This window comes from Pseudarthrobacter phenanthrenivorans (assembly GCF_000813845.1).
GTDB classification, from domain to species: domain Bacteria; phylum Actinomycetota; class Actinomycetes; order Actinomycetales; family Micrococcaceae; genus Arthrobacter; species Arthrobacter phenanthrenivorans_B.
The window spans coordinates 127,092-145,051 of record NZ_JWTB01000014.1 but is presented as its reverse complement, the minus strand read 5'-3'; the positions used below and the strand labels follow the sequence as shown (position 1 = coordinate 145,051).

At 66.3% G+C, this 17,960-nt stretch carries 14 protein-coding genes; 2 read left to right on the top strand and 12 right to left on the bottom strand.

Annotated elements, in window-relative coordinates:
- Window positions 1-207: 207 nt before the first annotated feature.
- The gene (locus RM50_RS08015; RefSeq protein ID WP_043451563.1) at window positions 208-618 is read left to right on the top strand and encodes an Hpt domain-containing protein; all 411 of its coding nucleotides are present in this window, start codon (window positions 208-210) and stop codon (window positions 616-618) included.
- Here the strand turns inward: RM50_RS08015 and RM50_RS08010 are convergent.
- Entirely contained in the window at window positions 591-1,355 is a 765-nt protein-coding gene (locus tag RM50_RS08010) for a response regulator transcription factor (RefSeq protein WP_205622242.1), read from the bottom strand. The two genes, RM50_RS08015 and RM50_RS08010, sit on opposite strands and share 28 nt — an antisense overlap.
- Before the next feature lie 94 nt (window positions 1,356-1,449).
- Here RM50_RS08010 and RM50_RS08005 point away from each other — a divergent pair, with 94 nt between their 5' ends.
- Window positions 1,450-3,105 (top strand): ATP-binding protein, encoded by a 1,656-nt coding sequence (locus tag RM50_RS08005; RefSeq protein WP_043451558.1) that lies wholly within the window; start codon window positions 1,450-1,452, stop codon window positions 3,103-3,105.
- Here RM50_RS08005 and RM50_RS08000 read toward each other — a convergent pair.
- The 11 genes from RM50_RS08000 to RM50_RS07950 all read right to left on the bottom strand — a co-directional run bounded on the left by RM50_RS08000 (window position 3,089) and on the right by RM50_RS07950 (window position 17,867).
- Window positions 3,089-4,345: an McrC family protein gene (locus RM50_RS08000; protein ID WP_240471908.1), complete on the bottom strand. Its 1,257-nt coding sequence runs from the start codon at window positions 4,343-4,345 to the stop codon at window positions 3,089-3,091. The two genes, RM50_RS08005 and RM50_RS08000, sit on opposite strands and share 17 nt — an antisense overlap.
- The gene (locus tag RM50_RS07995; RefSeq protein ID WP_043451555.1) at window positions 4,332-6,563 is read right to left on the bottom strand and encodes an McrB family protein; all 2,232 of its coding nucleotides are present in this window, start codon (window positions 6,561-6,563) and stop codon (window positions 4,332-4,334) included. Before RM50_RS07995 ends, RM50_RS08000 begins: the two co-directional genes overlap by 14 nt.
- A gap of 70 nt (window positions 6,564-6,633) precedes the next feature.
- Entirely contained in the window at window positions 6,634-6,915 is a 282-nt protein-coding gene (locus RM50_RS07990; RefSeq protein ID WP_430929398.1) for a hypothetical protein, read from the bottom strand.
- 65 nt (window positions 6,916-6,980) lie between these two features.
- Window positions 6,981-7,397 carry an acyl-CoA thioesterase gene (locus RM50_RS07985; protein WP_043451552.1) on the bottom strand — a complete coding sequence of 139 codons (417 nt, stop codon included), beginning with the start codon at window positions 7,395-7,397 and terminating at the stop codon, window positions 6,981-6,983.
- Window positions 7,398-7,435: 38 nt separating this feature from the next.
- Window positions 7,436-9,508, bottom strand: a complete 2,073-nt coding sequence (locus RM50_RS07980; protein ID WP_043451550.1) for an ABC transporter ATP-binding protein — start codon at window positions 9,506-9,508, stop codon at window positions 7,436-7,438.
- Window positions 9,505-11,238 (bottom strand): ABC transporter ATP-binding protein, encoded by a 1,734-nt coding sequence (locus tag RM50_RS07975; RefSeq protein WP_043451549.1) that lies wholly within the window; start codon window positions 11,236-11,238, stop codon window positions 9,505-9,507. Before RM50_RS07975 ends, RM50_RS07980 begins: the two co-directional genes overlap by 4 nt.
- A gap of 150 nt (window positions 11,239-11,388) precedes the next feature.
- Window positions 11,389-13,632: an MDR family MFS transporter gene (locus RM50_RS07970; RefSeq protein ID WP_082007011.1), complete on the bottom strand. Its 2,244-nt coding sequence runs from the start codon at window positions 13,630-13,632 to the stop codon at window positions 11,389-11,391.
- The gene (locus RM50_RS07965; protein ID WP_043451547.1) at window positions 13,625-14,119 is read right to left on the bottom strand and encodes a MarR family winged helix-turn-helix transcriptional regulator; all 495 of its coding nucleotides are present in this window, start codon (window positions 14,117-14,119) and stop codon (window positions 13,625-13,627) included. The genes RM50_RS07970 and RM50_RS07965 overlap by 8 nt, the downstream gene beginning before the upstream one ends.
- A 153-nt stretch (window positions 14,120-14,272) precedes the next feature.
- Window positions 14,273-15,973 (bottom strand): thiamine pyrophosphate-binding protein, encoded by a 1,701-nt coding sequence (locus tag RM50_RS07960; protein WP_043451545.1) that lies wholly within the window; start codon window positions 15,971-15,973, stop codon window positions 14,273-14,275.
- A gap of 3 nt (window positions 15,974-15,976) precedes the next feature.
- Window positions 15,977-17,041, bottom strand: coding sequence for an agmatinase (gene speB / locus RM50_RS07955; RefSeq protein WP_043451543.1), 1,065 nt, complete (start codon window positions 17,039-17,041; stop codon window positions 15,977-15,979).
- 250 nt (window positions 17,042-17,291) lie between these two features.
- A complete protein-coding gene (locus tag RM50_RS07950; protein ID WP_043451541.1) occupies window positions 17,292-17,867 on the bottom strand; it encodes a helix-turn-helix domain-containing protein in 576 nt (191 codons plus the stop codon).
- Window positions 17,868-17,960 lie beyond the last annotated feature (93 nt).

Sequence of the window (17,960 nt, the reverse complement as noted above, 5' to 3'; positions counted from 1 at the left end):
GAAGGCGGCCCAGGCCGCAGTTGATGTCAATGCAGAAAGCACCGGCCTCGATTTTATGGGCAGAATTGGGCCCTCCGATCAAGAAAACCGCAATTCTTGCCGAGTGTTCTGCGAGCCCGGAGGAACGGTCCTAACCTGAAAAACAGCAAGCAACCCCCGCATAACCGTCCTGTTTTCGGGTCCCCAGTTCCAGCAGAAAGGAGTGTCATGAGCACGTCAGACGAGGCGCCAAGGCCGCTGGTGGACCAGTCAGTCCTGGACCGGTTGCGGGAAGAACTTGAAGAGGAAGAGGGGTACACCCTGGTCTTCGTGGGGAACTTCATCGAGTACCTGCCCCAACGCCTGGACCGGCTAAGGCTGGCCATGACCACCGGCGACCTGGAGGGCTCCATCGACGCAGTCCTCAGCCTCAAGACCTCAAGCCAGATGGTCGGTGCCGAGCGGCTGGCGGGGCTGGCCCTGGAGCTGGAAACCGAGATCCGGGCCGAGGCCCGCCACGCCGACATGACGGTGGCGTTGCCCAGGCTGGCCGCCACCTACCTGCGGCCCATCACCCACTGCAGCCGGCAAACCACGCACCGGCTGCAGGCTCAGTGCTGTCCCGGAGCCAAGCGGTAACCCACCCCGCGGACCGTCTGCAGCCACCGCGGCTGCTGCGGCGAATCGCCAAGCTTCTTGCGCAGGTTGCCCATGTGGACCTCCACCGAACGTTCGTCGGCCTCGCTGATGTAACTGCCGACGTCGTAATCCTCGTCCCGGAGCCGCCGCACCAGGTCGGACTTGGTCCGGACCGTCCGGCCGGCTTCGAGGAGCGCATACAGAAGCTCGAACTCCGTGCGGGTCAGGTTCATTTCCCTGCCGTCCACACTGACAGTGCGCGAGGCGTAGCTGAGCTTAAGCCCGTTATGGCTGAAGTTTCCCCGCTCCGGATGGGCCGAGCCGTCCGGTGAGGCATCCACGGCAACCTCGGCCGGGTCCGGAACGGACCGTGGCCGGCGCATCATGGCGGCCACCCGGGCACGCAACTCGCGGGGCCGGAATGGCTTGGTCAGGTAATCATCAGCCCCGGATTCGAGCCCGATCAGGGTGTCCAGTTCCTCGGTACGAGCTGTCAGCATCACAATGTAGGCATCCGAAAACTCCCGGATCTGCCGCGACACCTCAAAGCCGTCAATGTCCGGCAACCCCAGATCAAGGGTGATGACGTCAGGGTTCAGGCTCTTGGCCATCAGGACGCCCTCAGCGCCGCCACTGGCGACGGAGACGTCGAAACCAGCCTGGGTCAGCACAGTGCGAACCAGTTCCCGAATGTCGTGGTCATCTTCGATGACCAGACCCACACGTGCCTCACTCATAGAGCCCCCTCAGTGCCAACGTCAGAAGTATAGCTGGCTGCGGATATCCTGCTGGTATGGTCCCCCACACCCCGACATCCGCGTCCTGCATCCCATGAGCACTCCCACGGCCTGGTCGTCGGGACGCCTGCGGTTCTTCAAGCGGCCCTTCCACGAGTACCGGCTGACGGACCGGGTGGCGATGAGCCAGATGCCCTTGTTCGTAACGACCCTCCTGACAGCTTTCCTGGTGTGGGCGTTCTTCACCGAAACCATGGACAACCCGTTGTTCGTCACCTTCCTGGTGTCCCAGCTGGTCCTCATGGCGCTGTGCTACGTGGTTCCGTGGGACAAGCTGCCGTACACGAGTTTCCTGGCCATCCCGATCCTGGATTTCATCTCCATTGCACTCGGCCGGGAAGGCGGCCAGGAGAGCCTCGCGGGTATCAGCCTGCTGGCGGTGTTCCCGGTCATCTGGCTGTGTGCGTCCGGGTTCTATCCACGGGCGGCCTTGTGGCTTTCCTTCCTGGGTCCGCTGGCCATCATTTGGGTGCCGCTGCTCTTGAAGGGCAACTTCACCCCGCAGGACTTTGCCCGGTCCCTGCTGCTGCCGGTCATGATGCTGGGCATCGGCGTGTCCGTGAGCGTACTGACCCTGAGCATGATGCGCCAGCAGAAGCAGCTGGAGGAGAAAGACGAGCAGCTGAGGGCCAGCCTGCGGACCAGCAAGCGCCAGGAGTCGCTGTTGAACACGGTGCTGGACACAGTCCATCTTGGCGTCCTGGCCGTTGACGCCGACGGGCACGACGTCCTGATGAACCGGAAACAGCGCGCCAACCATGAGCTGGCGCGGCCCAAGGACATTGCCGATCCCAACGAGTCCCAGCTGCTGGTGTTCGGGCCGGACCGGAAGACCCTGGTCCCCGTCGAGGAGCGGCCGGTGCGCCGCGCAGTCCTGGGGGAAACCTTCACCGACTACCTGGTGTGGCTGGGCGACGGCAAGGAACAGCGGGCGTTGGTGACCACGGCGCGCGCCATGAAGGATTCGGACGGCAACTTCACCGGCTCGGTGATTGTCTTCAGCGACGTCACCGACCTGGTGAATGCGCTCACCGCCAAGGACGACTTCGTCTCCAGCGTGTCCCACGAGTTCCGTACCCCGTTGACGTCCATCCTGGGCTACGTGGAAATCCTGCTCGCGGACGAACTGGAGGATTCCCAGCGGGACATGCTGGAAATCATCCGCCGCAATTCCGAGCGGCTCCTGACCCTCGTCTCGGACCTGCTGTCCAGCCGCAACGGCCAGTTGATCGTCACGCCCCACGCTGTTGATGTGGCCGAACTCGTGCGTGGCAGCGTGTCCTCGGCCATGCCCAGGGCTGCCGCGGCCGGTGTGGAGCTGCGGGCCGACACCCCGGAGCGGCTGGAAGCCCATGTGGACAGCGCGCGCATCTCCCAGGTCCTGGACAACCTGGTGTCCAACGCCATCAAGTACTCCCCCGGCGGCGGAGAGGTGGTGGTGTCACTGGCCCGCGAGGACGGGCACGTGGCCTGCCGCGTCACGGACACCGGCATGGGCATGACCCCCGAAGACGCCTCCGAGGTGTTCGCCAAGTTCTTCCGCACCAGCAGCGTCCGGCGCACGGCGATACCCGGCGTGGGCCTGGGCCTGCCCATCAGCAAGGCGATCGTGGAGGCACACGGCGGAACCATCGACGTCGACAGCACCCTGGGCGAGGGGACGACCTTTACCTTCAGGGTGCCGGTCTAGCAGCCCGCACAACTTCGCCCCAGGACTGGCGGGCAAGTTCCCGGACCGAAGCAAGGATGGCCGACGGCGGCTGGCTGAGATCCAGCGGATACTCCACGATGTCGATGTCCGTGTTGAGGATCCGGCGCAGCTTCACCTCACCCTGCCCGGCATACACCAGCCAGGCGGTGGGCACGGCGAGCGCCGTGCAGTGGGCGAGCATCTGGTAGTGGTCCGCGGTGAGCGATGCGCCGGCATCGGAGGCTGCCTTGTACTTGGCGTTATAGGCAACGACGGGGCGTCCCCCAAGCATGTGCACCGCGTCCGGCCGCACGGACAGCCGGTCGGAATCGTTCACCGCCTCGCTGAGCAGTGCGTTGTAGCGCAACCGCAGCTCCCCCGGATAGGACGCCATTGCGCTGCGCAGCGCCGTACCCACAAAATCCTCGAACACCTGCGCCATGTCCACCACGAACGCGGCGGTCTGCTGCCGGCCCTCGCCGGCTTCCGCGGACGCGTTCCGCAGGACCAGCCCGGCCAGGCGCAGCACGGCGTGGTAGCGCAGGTTCATCCGGGTGGGCTTCCACGGCGGAACCGGGGCGCCGGCCGGAAGGCGCGTCACGCCGTCGAGCTTTCCCTTGAGCTGGCGCAGGCGGCCCAGCACCTCGGGCCGGACCCCTGGCACCTGCCCCATACGTTCCAGGGCGGCGCGCAGGATCCGGTTTTCGGCGATGTCTTCGGTGAACTCATCGTACGAAACCTCCAGCGGAACCAGCATGCCGGGGCGGCGGGAGATCTGGTCCGAAATCCGGATCCGGCCCTTCACGGTCCGCAGCGACTCGTCCACCGTCAGGTAACCCTGCAGGACACCGCGGGCAAGCGCCCGCTCGGCCAGCAGCGCCAGCGACTCCGCCAGCGCGCTCCACAGGTCCCGGTCCTCCGCGGCGGCCACCAGGTCCGGCCGGAAGCCCTGCTCCCCCGCATAGCTGAGCAGGAACAGGAGCCGGCTGAGCCCCAGCCGGTCCTTGGGCCGGACGTCGAGCTGGAGGGTGGCCGTCCGCACCGATCCCACCTTGCCCACGGGTTCGATCCGGTACAGTCCCAGGCCCATCGGGGAGGCCTTGGCCAGGCCGCTGGAGTTCAGGAAGGACGCTGTTGGCGCGTCGAGCCGTTCCACCACGCCGCTGGACAGCTCGTCCAGCACCAGGTGCCGCACCGGGCCGGGTGGAGTACCGGGCGCCGGCGGATCAGCGCGCTGCAATGCGCCCCAGCAGCTGGTCCAGCCCGAAGCGTTCCTCCAGCTGCGCGCGGGTGAGCTGGCCGTGGTAGTGCTCCTCCAGCAGCGGCATCAGCTCGTATTTCCAGATCCGGCGCAGCCCCGCCGGGGTCTGGGCCGCCGGCTTCATGAAGTAGGAAGGCCCGATCATCAGGTCCCGGTCCCACTCATCAATGGCCGCATTGAGGGCGTCCAGCAGCAGCGCCGGGGTCGGATCCAGCTGCCGGGCCTGCAGGAACCTCAGCAGCGAACCCTTGACCGGCTCGGTCTGCGGGTGCAGCTCGATGAAGGAGAAGCGGCGGCGGATGGCGGCATCCATCATGGCGATGGACCGGTCCGCAGTGTTCATGGTGCCGATGATGTAGAGGTTGTCCGGCAGCGTGAACGGCTCGTTGGGGCTGTACTGCAGGTAGATCCTGTCGTCGCGGTACTCCAGCAGGAAGTACAGCTCGCCGAAGACCTTCGCCAGGTTGGCGCGGTTCATCTCATCGATGATCAGGAAGTACGGCTTCTTCTCGTTCCCCGGCTTGGCGGCTTCCTCCGCCAGCCGGCGCAGGGGGCCCGCCACCAGCTTGAAGGACACCTGGCCGCCGTCGGTCTTGTCCGGCCGGTAGCCCTCGAAAAAGTCCTCATAGGCATAGGACGGGTGGAACTGCACCAGCTTCACACGCTCATCGGTGGTGTCATCCGCCAGCTCCGCCGCCAGGTGCTTGGCAAGGTAGGTCTTGCCGGTGCCGGGCGGGCCGTAAAGGACCAGCTGCCGGTTCTCCTCCAGCAGGTCGGCAATCTCCTGGAGCGGTTCCAGCTCCATATGGAGGGACGCGGCAAATTCCTGCGTCAGGGGACGGAAGCCTTCCTGGACAGGCGGGACGACGGCGGTGGCGTCCGTGTCGCCGTCGGGCTCGTTTTCCGCCTCGGCAGGGAGCAGCGCCTGCAGTGCCTGGACCACGCGGGTCACGTCCACCACAATGCCCGGGGTGGCGAGCTGGCGCTGGACGTGCCGGGGAAGGCTGGTGGTGGTGTGGCCGTCGTCGAACCAACGCACCTTGCGCCGCAGCCGGCGGTTGTCGTCGTTGTATTCGGGCTCCCCCAGCACGCCGCCCAACCGCACGCTGCCGGCGTGCTGGTAAAGCACCAGGTCCCCCGGCTTCATCACCGTGAGGAAGGCAAACACCGCGGTCTTGGTGTCCTCGCGCTCCACGTAGCCAAGGTGTTTGTAGTCCTCATCCACCGCGTGCTGGACCAGGCCGGCGGGAACCCCGTGGTCCAGGTGGCGGAGATGTTCGACGTCGAGCGTCACCTTTTCCTCGTGGTGCCAGGCGGTGAGCAGCTCGGCATGGTCGCTGTGCGTGCGCAGCAGCCAGGCCCGGCGCCCGGGGTCGCCCACTTTGCGCCACTGGCTGACGAGCTGCCGGGAGTACCAGTCGATGCGCTGGCCGGCCTGCTCGTCAAGGTGCAGGCGGATGCGGTGGATGTCGGCGGTGATGTCCTCTTCGGTGTCGCCGTTGGCGCCGCCCACCAGGGAGGCGAAGGCATCCCGGATCTCCTGCCGCTCGACGTCGGCGACAACGGGCTCGAAGTAGCTGGGCCACGCGAGGAATTCGATGCTGCGGCGGATGGCGGGCTGGTCGTCAGGGGTGGAGGCGGCGAGGCGGTGGAACTGCAGCGGATCGTTGATGGCCGCCTGGACCACGGCGGCGGGCCGCTGGGCGACGTTCCGGACGAAGCGGCAGAGCCATTTGAGGTGGTCCCAGATGGTCCAGTTGAATTCTGCCGTCCGGTCACGGATGACGCCGTGGTCCGTCATGCCCGCATACAGCTCCCCGGGGAGCTCCAGCGGCGGTTCCAGCCAGCCTGCGGCTTCGGCCACGCGGGCTCGCTTGACCTTCAGGGACTTCACTTCGTGGGCCAGCGGGAGGGACTGCAGGAAGAGCAGTTCCACAGCCAACTGCTTGGCCCCGCGGGTGGCGCCCTCCAGGTTCTCCCGGAGGTTGGTCATCATCGGCGCCTTGGGGTCGGCGATCCCCCGGTCCAGGCGGTCCAGCAATTCGACGGCCGCCGGAACGGACCACGTCCTGGTGCGGCCGTCCAGGGGCGACGCCTTGCCCAGCAGGCCCGGCCCCAGCACAAACCAGGCCGCATCCTCAATCTCCTTGGAGATGCCGAGGGCGCGGGTCATGGCAGCAGTGGCAGTGGGGGTCATGCCCTCAAATTTACAGGGTCAAGCTGGGCGCCCGCTCCACGCAGTCTGGACTGCCCGGCTTCCTGCCGCCCTATTTGCCGGTGGCGGACCGCTTCCTGCCGAAGACGAAGTACCCCATGGGACCGATGAAATTGATGAAGGATGCCGCCCGCCATGCGGCCTTGGGCCCGTTGATGAGCGCGGCGGGCCGGCGGGAGATGTCGCGCTGCGCGGCCACCAGCAACGACACCTGGACGATGGCGGTGATGATGATTCCTGCCCTGCCTGACGGGGACATTTCCTTCCAGGTCTTCTTCTGCCTGCCGGCATGGGTCCTGCGGCTCTTGTTCATTGCCATTTTGTTCCTTGCCATGGGACTTCCTTTCAATGTGGATCGTTATTCCAGTCCAGTCACCCGGTGCCGTCCTGACCAGAGTCTTAGTGCCTGTAGGGGGCCATCCGGTCTTTCTGTTCCTGGGTGAGCCTTTGCACCCGGCCGGTTGCCTCGTCAACGAAGGCCAGGTGGCTGCTGGCCTTCACGCAGTCCTCCCGCGTGACGGGATCCTGGAGGAGGTAGTGGATGTCGAAGCTGGCCCCCTTGACGGCGCCGATCCACACCTGCACGACCGCAGGAACGTTGCGGTATTCCAGCGTCCTGACATAGCGGATCTTGTGGTCCACCACCAGTGCCAGGGTTCCGTCGGGGACATCGTTGAACAGGGACACCGGCGGCTCCATGCCGGGAAGTCCCGCGCCCCTTGGCGGCCCGAAGGCGGCGATCCGCGCCTCCTCCAGCATCCTGACAATCTGGACGTTGTTGATGTGGCCGTAAGCGTCCATATCGCCCCAGCGCATCGGCACCAGGACTTCGATCCGCTGGCCGCCGTGCGCGCTCAGCTGTGGACCGCCGTCGAATCATCCACCGGAAGTTCCCCGGCATCGGCACCGGCAAACTGCGACATGTAGAGGCGGTGGTATGCCCCGCCGGCGGCGAGCAGCACCTGGTGGTTGCCCTGTTCCACGATCCGTCCGTTTTCCATAACCAGGATGGTATCGGCATCGCGGATGGTGGAGAGCCGGTGCGCGATCACGAAGCTGGTCCGGTCGGAGCGCAGGGCTGCCATGGCTTTCTGTACCAGCAGTTCGGTGCGGGTATCCACGGAACTGGTGGCCTCGTCCAGGATCAGCAGCGACGGGTTGGCCACGAAGGCCCGGGCGATGGTGATCAGCTGCTTCTCGCCGGCGCTGACGTTGTTGCCCTCTTCGTCAATCACGGTGTCGTAGCCATCGGGCAGGGCCCGGACGAACCGGTCAACGAACGTGGCCTTCGCCGCCGCCATGACCTGCTCCTGCGTGGCGTCGAGGTTGCCGTAGCGGATGTTCTCGTAGATGGAGCCGCCGAACAGCCACGCGTCCTGCAGCACCATGCCCACCTTGGACCGCAGCTCGGACCTGCTGAGGTGGGTGATGTCCACGCCGTCCAGCAGGATGGCGCCCGCGTTGAGCTCGTAGAACCGCATCACCAGGTTCACCAGCGTGGTCTTGCCCGCGCCGGTGGGACCCACGATGGCCACCGTGTTGCCCGGCTCTGCCGTGAAGGACAGGTTCTCGATGAGGGGCTTGTCCGGGGTGTAGCTGAAGGTGACGCTCCTGAAGTCCACGTGGCCATCCGTCTTGGCCGGCAGGTGCTCGGTGGCCGTTTCGGTGTCCTGCTCCTCGGCGTCCAGGAACTCGAAGACGCGCTCCGAGGAGGCAACGCCGGACTGGAGCATGTTGGCCATGCCCGCCATCTGGCCCAGGGGCTGGGTGAACTCGCGGGAGTACTGGATGAAGGCGGTGGCGTCTCCCAGCGACATGGCTCCGGAGGCCACGCGGAGCCCGCCCACCACTGCGATGCCCACGTAGCTGAGGTAGGACACAAACTGCATCACGGGGAAGATGATTCCGGAGACGAACTGCGCCCCGAAGCTTGCCTTGTACAGCGCCTCGTTGCGCTCTTCGAACCGTGCCAGCATGTCGGCGTCGCGGCCAAAGACACGCACGAGGTCGTGCCCGGAAAAGGATTCCTCGATCTGGCCGTTCAGTGATCCGGTGTTCTTCCATTGGGCGGCAAAGAGCTTCTGGCTCCGGACGCCGATCATTCCGGCGGCCACCCCGGACAGCGGGAGGGCCACCAGCGCGATCAGGGCCAGCTGCCAGGAAACAATGAACATCATGATCACGATGCCCACCACGGTCAGCAGGGAGTTGACCAGCTGGGCGAAGGCCTGCTGGAGCGCCTGCTGGATGTTGTCGACGTCGTTGGTCACCCGGGACAGGACGTCGCCGCGCTGCCGGGTGTCGAAGTAGTTCAGGGGCAGGCGGTTCAGCTTGGTTTCGGTATCGTCGCGCAGCCGCCGGATGACCTTCATGACAATCCGGTTCAGCACATACCCCTGCAGCCACATGAAGATGTTCGCCACGAAGTACATGAGCAGGACGGTGGCGATCAGCATGGTGAGCTTGTCGAAGTTGATGCCTGTGCCGGGCACCAGTTCCATGCGGGAGACCATGTCCGCGAAATTGTCCTGGCCCTGCTGGCGGAGGCCGGCAACGAACTGTTCCTTGCTGGCTCCGGCCGGAAGCTGCCTGCCCACCACCCCGGCGAAGATGACATCCATGGCCTGGCCAAGGATCTTGGGGGCAATGACGTTCAGGACCACGGAGACGACCACCAGGCCCACCACGGCGTAGATGCCCAGTGCCTCGGGCTTCAGCAGCCCCATGAGCCGTTTCGCGGACGGCCAGAAGTGCTCGGCTTTCTTGGCCGGCATGGCACCGAACATGCCGCCGTCAGCCTCGGTGGGCTGGAACTCCTCTTCGACGAAATCGTCGTCCGCAGGTTCTGCGGCGGGCTGCGCTGCACCGGGCTGAACGTCACCGGACTGGGCGTCCACCGCGGTGGCGTCCTTCTTGCGGGGGCTCATGCCACTTCCTCCACGCTGAGCTGGGATTCGACAATTTCCTGGTAGGTGGGCGAGGTTTCCAGGAGTTCCTCGTGCGTGCCGCGGTCCACGATCCGTCCGTTGTCCAGCACCAGGATCTGGTCAGCGCCGGTGATGGTGGAGATCCTCTGGGCCACGATGATGACGGTGGCATCGGCCGTGGTGCTCCTGAGCGCGGCACGCAGCCGTGCATCCGTGGCGACGTCAAGGGCGGAGAAGGAGTCGTCAAAAAGGTAGACGCGGGGCTTGGTCACCAGGGCGCGGGCAATGCAGAGCCGCTGCCGCTGGCCGCCGGAGACGTTGGTACCGCCCTGGGAGATCCTGGATTCCAGGCCGTTCTTCTTGTCCCGCACGAAAGAGTCGCCCTGGGCTATCCGGAGGGCCTCCCAGAGTTCCTGCTCCGTTGCCTCGGTCTTGCCGAACCGGAGGTTGTGCGCGATGGTGCCGGAGAACAGGTAGGGACGCTGCGGCACCAGGGCCACGCGCCTGGTGATCTCGGCGCGGTCCAGCCGGTCCACGGGGACGCCGTCCAGCAGGACCTGGCCTTCTGCGGGGTCGTACAGCCGCGGCAGGAGGGACAGGAGCGACGTCTTTCCGGCACCTGTTGAACCGATGATGGCGATGGTCTGGCCGGGACGGGCAGTGAAGCTGATGTTGCTGAGCACCGGGGCTTCGGCTCCCGGATAGGCGAACGTGACGTTCCGGTACTCCACCACGCCCTCCAGTGCAGCCGGCGCCTGCGGGTTTTGGGGGTCGTGGATGGAGGGTTCGACGCCGAGCACCTCACCGATGCGGTCCGCGCAGACCGAGGCCCGCGGGATCATCATGGCCATGAAGGTGCCCATCATGACGGCCATCAGGATCTGCAGGAGATACTGCAGGAAGGCGGTGAGGGAGCCCACCTGCATGGCGCCGGCGTCCACCCGCTGGCCGCCAAACCAAAGAACCGCAGCGGTGGACAGGTGCAGGATCATGCTGATGGCCGGGAACATCAGCACGAACAGCGCGCCAATGCGCAGCGAAACGTCCGTCAGTTCCTTGTTGGCGGCGCCGAAGCGGTCCGTTTCATAGGGTTCACGCACGAAGGCCCGGACCACCCGGATACCGATGATCTGCTCGCGGAGCACGGCGTTGATCCGGTCGATCTTCCTTTGCATGGAGCGGAACAGCGGCATCAACCGGACCACCAGGTACCCCACCACGACTGCCAGCAGGGGAACGGACACCCAGACCAGCCAGGACAGGTTGATGTCCTCGCGCAGGGCCATGATGATGCCGCCGATGCACATGATGGGTGTGGCCACCATGAAGTTCAGCCCCATCAGCAGGAGCATCTGCACCTGCTGCACGTCATTGGTGCCACGGGTAATCAGGGTGGGTGCCCCGAACGCGTTGACATCCTTGGCGGAGAAGCTGGTGACTTGTCGGAAGACCGCACGGCGCAGGTCCCTGCCCACGGCCATGGCGGTCCTGGAGCCGAAATAGACGCCGGCGATGGCTGCAGCCACCTGGGCGAAGGCCACCAGCAGCATCACAGCACCCGTGCGCCAGATGAAGTCGGTGTCCCCCCGCGCCACACCCTCATCGATAATTTGGGCGTTCAGGCTGGGCAGGTAGAGGGCTGCAATGGTGGAGGCGAGCTGGAAAACAACGACAGCCAGGATGTACGGCGCATACGGTGTGGAGTAGCGCCGTATAAGGGTGAGGAGCATGGACTCAACTCTAGTGATGCCCACTGACATTGAGGCCCCCCGAAGGCACTTTTCCTGTCCGGAAGCCACAGTTAGCGGCAGGGCCGCAGCCCGCCTCCGGTTCACCGGTGCGGCCTGCGGCCCTCGTGGTGCTGCTGTCGTGCCGGTTGGTTACTGTCCCCGGCCCGGTTCAGTGCCTTCGGTGCCGGCACCGGCGGGGGGTGCGGCGGAGCTGTGCCGGCCGTGACCGGCCAGGTACAGCGCTGCTGCGGCCTGGAGCTTGCGTTCCTTCAGGAGCTTGCGCTGCAGCCTGCTGAGCTCTGCCGCCGTGGCTGCCTGCCTGGCCGCCACCTCCTGCTGCGAGCGCAGCTGTTCCTGGATGTTCAGGACCAGGCCGCCCAGTTCGGCCTGCTGCCGGGCCAGCAGGTGCTGGGTGTCCTGCAGCTTCTGCAAAGTGGCGGCGGCACTGGCGAGGGCGTCGGCGGCTTTCCCGGTCCGGTCCGCCTCCGTCCGGTCCGCCTCGATCTGGTACGCGGGGCGCAGGTCCAGGTCTTCGGAACGGAAGCTCCGTGCGAAGGCTTCCTCAAAGTCCTCCGTGGCTACCCGGCCGGCGGCCGCGGCGGCGGCGGCAGCCCCGCCGTCGTACGTCTTGGCCGGGGCTGTGGGCAGGCCCGAACGGACCGCACCCTGGGTGGCCATCCGCACACCGTCACGCACGTCCCCATCCCGCGATTCGCCGGAAACCATGGGAAGCTGGCCGGTCAAGGCCGTCATCCCTGCTTCGCCCGCCGCGTTGGCCTGCAGTGTGGCCTCGGGGGTGATGTCAACCGTCTTGCGCAGCGGGACCTCCTTGATGAAGAGCACTGCCAGAAGGGCAACGGCGCTTACAACGGCGGAGATCATGAAGATGCCCGCTGTGGCGTCACCGTAGGCGGCGCGCATGACGTCGGCAATCGGGGCCGGCAGGTCCTTCAGGTCCAGCGTGGCGCCGCTGTTTCCGCCGGCCGGGATGCCGAGCTTGGCCAGCCCGTCCGTGGCCAGGTCCTTGACGTGGTTTGCCATGACGGCGCCCAGGACGGAGACACCGATCGCGCCGCCAACCGAACGGAAGAAGGCAACGGAGGCGCTGGCCGAGCCGATGTCCTTGGCCTGGACGGTGTTCTGGACGGCAAGGACCAGGTTCTGCATCAGCATGCCCAGCCCGATGCCGAAGATGCCGGTGTAGAGGCCGGTCAGCCAGAGTTCGGTGGTGTGGTCCATGGTGCCGGCCAGCGCCAGGCCACCGATCAGCAGGATGGTGCCGCCGATCAAAAAGCGCTTCCACTTGCCGTAGCGGCTGATCAGCTGGCCGGAGACGACGGAACCGATGAGGTTGCCGGCGATCATGGGCAGCGTGAGCAGGCCGGCCTCGGTGGGCGTTGCGCCGCGGGCCACCTGGTAGTACTGGCCCAGGAAGGTGGAGGAACCGAACATGGCCACACCCACTGCCACGGAGGCGACGATGGCCAGGGCGGTGGTGCGCTCGGAGATGATCTTCAGCGGGATGATCGGCTGGGACACCTTGGACTCGACCAGCACCAGCAGGGCGAGCAGGAGGACGCCGCCGCCCACCATCACCGCGGTCTGCCAGGACCACCAGTCGTAGTAGTCGGCCTTGCCGGCGAAGGAGACCCAGATCAGGAGCAGGCTGACGCCGGAGGTGAGCAGGATGGCGCCAAACCAGTCGATCTTGGCGGGGCGTTTGATGTGCGGAACCTTGAGCGTGACCTGCAGCAGGATCAGGGCGACGACGGCGAGCGGCACGCAGACGAAGAACGTCCAGCGCCAGCCAAGCGCGCTGTCCACGATGAAGCCGCCCAGCAGTGGGCCACCGGCCGTGCCCACGGCCATGACGGCACCCATGTAGCCCGAGTACTTCCCGCGTTCACGCGGCGGAATGATGGAGCCGATGATCGCCTGGGCCAGCGCGGTCAGGCCGCCCATGGCGATGCCCTGGATCACGCGGGCTGTGAGCAGGAACGGGATGTTCTCGGAGAAACCGGCCATGACCGAGCCCGCCACGAAGATCACGATGCTCAGCTGGACCAGGACCTTTTTGTCGAAGAGGTCGGCGAGCTTGCCCCAGATGGGGGTGGTGGCGGCGTTGGCCAGCAGCGCGGCCGTAATCACCCAGGCGAAGTCCGTCTGGGTGCCCTTGAGCTCGGACATGATGGTGGGCAGCGCGTTGGCCACGATGGTGCTGCTGAGGATTGCGGTGAAGAAGGCGGCGAGCAGGCCGGTCAGGGCCTCCATGATCTGCCGGTGGTTCATGGGCGCACCGGGTTCGTGGCGCTTGGATTGCCGCGACTCCTGCTTGACGGTGCGTTCGCGCTGGCGCTCCCGTTCCTGGTCCGCGGCGGCGGTGACGTTAGCCATTGATGGACTCCTGCGTGGTGTGTTCGGTGGTGGTTCCGGCCGCCCTTGCCCGGATGGAATTCTTCAGGGATGTGGTGAGTTTGTTGAGCATTGCGGCTGTGGCCACGGCGTCGTCCTCGTTCCAGTCGGCGAGGTAGGCCTGCAGCGTTTCCGCCCTATGCCGCACCAGCTCCGCCAGTTTTTCCTTCCCGCGCGGGGACAGTGCCAGCAGTTGGGCCCGGCCATCGTCCGGGTCCGGGGTGCGGATCACCAGGCCTGCGTCCGCAAGCTCGGCCACGTGCCGGCTGAGCACGGGCGGGCTGACCCCCAGGCGCTCGGCCAGGTGTGCGGCCCGGGTCTCCCCCTCGCCGATGAACTTGAGCACGCCCTGGAGGGCAATGCCCGTGTCCTGGCCCTTGACGTTGATGGTGGTGACGCAGCGCAGGGCGCGCTGGAGGTCGAAAATGTGGCTGACGAGGTCGGCTGCGGTGGCCGGTGCGACAGACATGATCCTCCCTAAGGAATTAGTTGCTGCAAGCAACTGTATCAGAAAAAGGTTGCTTAGGGAAACGAAGTTATTGGTCATGCCACTTAAACCACAGCGCTCCTCCGCTTGAGCCGGTGGGGCAAAAGCGAAGGAGCGCGCGGGTTCTTGCTGGAATCAGTCGCCCAGGTGGGTGGGCCCGAACATTTTCAGGAGGGTTTCCACCACGACGACGTTCGGCCCGTCCGCGGCAAACCCTGCCTTGAGAGCGTCCCCGACATTTTCCGGGGCAACCCGGGTGGCGGGGACCCCGAAGGATTCGGCGAGCTTAACGAAATCCGGGCGCGCAAGTTCGGTGGCGGTGGCTTTACCGAAGGCGCCGACCATGTATTCGCGCAGGATGCCGTAGCCGCCGTCGTCCACGATCAGCCAGGTGACCGGGATATTGTGCTGCCTGGCGGTGGCCAGTTCGGCGATGGAGTACATGGCCGACCCGTCACCGGACACCGCGAGTACCCGGGCTGAGCCGGCTTCATTGCCCACCGTTTCCAGGCCGACCGCTGCGCCAATGGCACCGGGAAACGCGAAGCCAAGGCCGCCGGCTCCCTGGGCCGAGTGGAACTGTCCGTCCCGGGCGTCCCAGCAGGACCAGCCCCAGTAGGCGGCGATGGTCATGTCCCAGAAGGTCTGCATGTCCGCCGGGACCGCTTCACGGATATCGGCCATGAACTTCAGCTCCTTGGCCAGGTCCTGCGATTCCAGCCGGGCCCTTACCTTGGCCAGGGACTCCTTGACCAGGGTTTCGGGAGCCACGCCATGCCAGTCCGGAGCGGTCCGGGACGGGTCAGCAACCAGTGCCGCGTCCAGCGCCGCCAGGGCCTGGCCGGCGTCGGCCCGGATGCCCAGGCCGGGCCGGTTCGATTCCAGGACGCGGGGCTCGGCGTCGATCTGGATGATGCGTCCGCGCGGTTCGAAGGTGAAGTAGTTGGACGTCACTTCGCCAAGGGATGACCCGATGACCAGCAACACGTCGGCGTCCTCCAGGACGTCGGTCATGTAGCGGTCCTCGATCCAGGCCTGCAGCGACAACTCGTGGTGCCACGGGAACGCGCCGTTGCCGCCCGGCGTGCAGATGACCGGGGCGCGCAGTTTCTCCGCGACGGACAGCAGCGCCTTTTCCGCCTTTCCACGGCGGGTGCCGCCGCCGGCGATGATTGCCGGCCGCTTGGCCCGTTCCAGCCACTTCACGGCCTCGCGCACCAGTTCGATCCGCGGCGGGTTGTCTGCTGCCTCTGCCAGGGCATCCTCCACCGGCGGGACCATGATGGGATCCAGGAGTACGTTCTGCGGGATCTCCAGCCAGACCGGACCCTGCGGGGACGAGATCGCCTCGGTCCAGGCATCCTGGATGGCCGACGGGATGCCCGAGGCGTGCTGGATCAGCCGCTGGCTCTTGGTGACATTGGCGGCCGAGGCCTTCTGGTCATCGAGCTGGTGCAGCATGCCCTTGCGCCGCGCGCCCAGGCCTTCCAGGGGAATCTGGCTGGCCACCACCACCATGGGCACGCCGGTGGCGTACGCCTCCTGGAGGCCGGCCAGCGACGTCAGTGCGCCGGGGCCGGTGGACAGGAAAAGGACGCCCACCTCACCGGTGGCACGGGAGTAACCGTCAGCGGCGAAGGCGCTGTTGTTCTCGATCCGGGAGGAGACAAACCGGAGGTTGCCGCGGCCCATGGCGTCGAAGAGCCCCAGGGCGTGCTGGCCGGGGATGCCAAAAACGGTCTTCGCGCCGAGGGCCTCAAGGGTTTCGACGACGAGGTCCCCGCCGTTGCGCGGCCCGCTCCCCCGCCCCGCCGCCAATGGGTCTGATTCGGTCACGGCCTACTCCTTGGTGGCGGCAGCGAAACCGGCAGGCCGGCGGGCTTCCTGGCCCAGGGCCTGGGCCTGGTACCCGGTCTCCGCGCCAAAGCGGTCCCCCGGCAGGGCGTTGTCCGCCATCAAAGTGACGAGTTCGTAGGCCACATGGCTGGCGGCTACGCCGGTGATCTCGGCATGGTCGTAGGCCGGGGAAACTTCCACGACGTCGGCGCCCACCAGGTTCATGCCGCGGAAGCCGCGGATGATTTCCAGGAGTTCCCGGCTGGTGATGCCGCCCGCTTCAGGCGTGCCCGTGCCCGGCGCGTGGGCAGGATCCAGGACGTCGATGTCCACCGAGATGTAGAGCGGGCGGGTGCCGATGCGGTCACGGACCTTGGCCACGGTTTCCAGGACACCCTGGTAGTAGACGTCCGCGGAGGTGACGATGCCGAACCCGAAGCGGTGGTCGTCGTCGAGGTCCTTCTTGCCGTAGAGCGGGCCTCGGGTGCCGATGTGGCTGATGGCTTCGGTGTCCAGGATGCCTTCCTCCACTGCGCGGCGGAAGGGTGTGCCGTGGGTGTATTCAGCACCGAAGTAGGTGTCCCAGGTGTCCAGGTGCGCATCGAAGTGGAGCATGGCGATGGGTTCGCCGGCACGCTCGGCCGCGGCGCGCAGCAACGGGAGGGCGATGGTGTGGTCCCCGCCCAGGGTCAGCAGCTTGCTCCCCGCGGCCGTGAGGTCCAGGGCGTTCTGCTGGATGGTCTCGATGGCCTCGTTGATGTTGAAGGGGTTGACGGCCATGTCGCCGGCATCGGCAACCTGGATGTTCTCGAACGGGCTGACGTCCCAGGCCGGGTTGTAGGGGCGCAGCAGGCGGCTGGCCTCACGGACATGGTTGGCGCCGAAGCGGGCCCCCGGGCGGTAGGAAACGCCCGAATCGAAGGGCACGCCCACCACGGTCACATCTGCCTTGTCCACCTGGTCCAGGCGCGGAAGCCGGGCATACGTGGCAGCCCCGGCGTAGCGGGGAATCCGGGATGAATCGATGGGGCCAAGGTTGCCGTTGGCTTCAATGCGCAGCTCTTCCAATGGAGGCCTCTCCTTCGAGGAGTTGAGGGACTGTGTGACTGCAATCATACACTCTGGTTTTCCAATGAGCATCAGCTGTTTACCAATCGCTTGCCCGTCGTCTGACGCCCCGTCACGCAGAGCACGTTTTGGGCAGCCGGAAGCTGCAGGAAACCCGCGATCTCAAGGGAAGCCAGGCAGGCAGCGGACCAAAGAGTGCTCCGCGTGACGCTGGAACGAAGCCGGGCAGGGAGGCACCTCAGGAACCGGGTCAGCGGCTGGCGGCAGGCACCAGGACCCAAAGCACCTCGACCGGCTTGTCCGTGGGGTTGACCCAGGTATGGGGTTCGCGGCCCGGGAAGGTCACGGTGTCGCCGGTATTGAGGTCGTATTCCTCGTTGGTGAGGATCAGCTTGATGGACCCCTTGACCACGTGCAGCACATCGACGTCGCAGTCGACCGCATACAGTTCGGACTCGCCGCGGCCGTGCGGTTCGATCACGGCCTGGATGATCTGGACCCGGCGCTCGGAGCGCGCGGTCAGGAGCCGCTCCACGATGCCCTGGCCGCCCAGCGAGATCCGGGGGCCGTCATTCCGCCGGGTGAGGTGGGTTTCGGGCGCCGCGAACAGATCACCGATGGAAATGGACAGCACCTGGCACAGCGTCACCAGCGAGGCAACGGACGGCGAGGTCAGGTCGCGCTCCACACGGCTGAGGAATCCCTTGGTCAGCCCGGTCGCATCGGCCACCTGCTCAATGGTGAGCCGCTGGGACTGCCGCGCGGCCCTGATCCGGGACCCGATGGCCACCGGGACGTTGCTGGGCTCAACTGGCAGTGCCTTCATCTACGAACCTTTCATGGCCGGCAGCCCGGCTCCGCTCTCGAGCCATACTAATGGGCGCCGCTTTTGTGACGCGCCCATGCCACACGTCGCCGC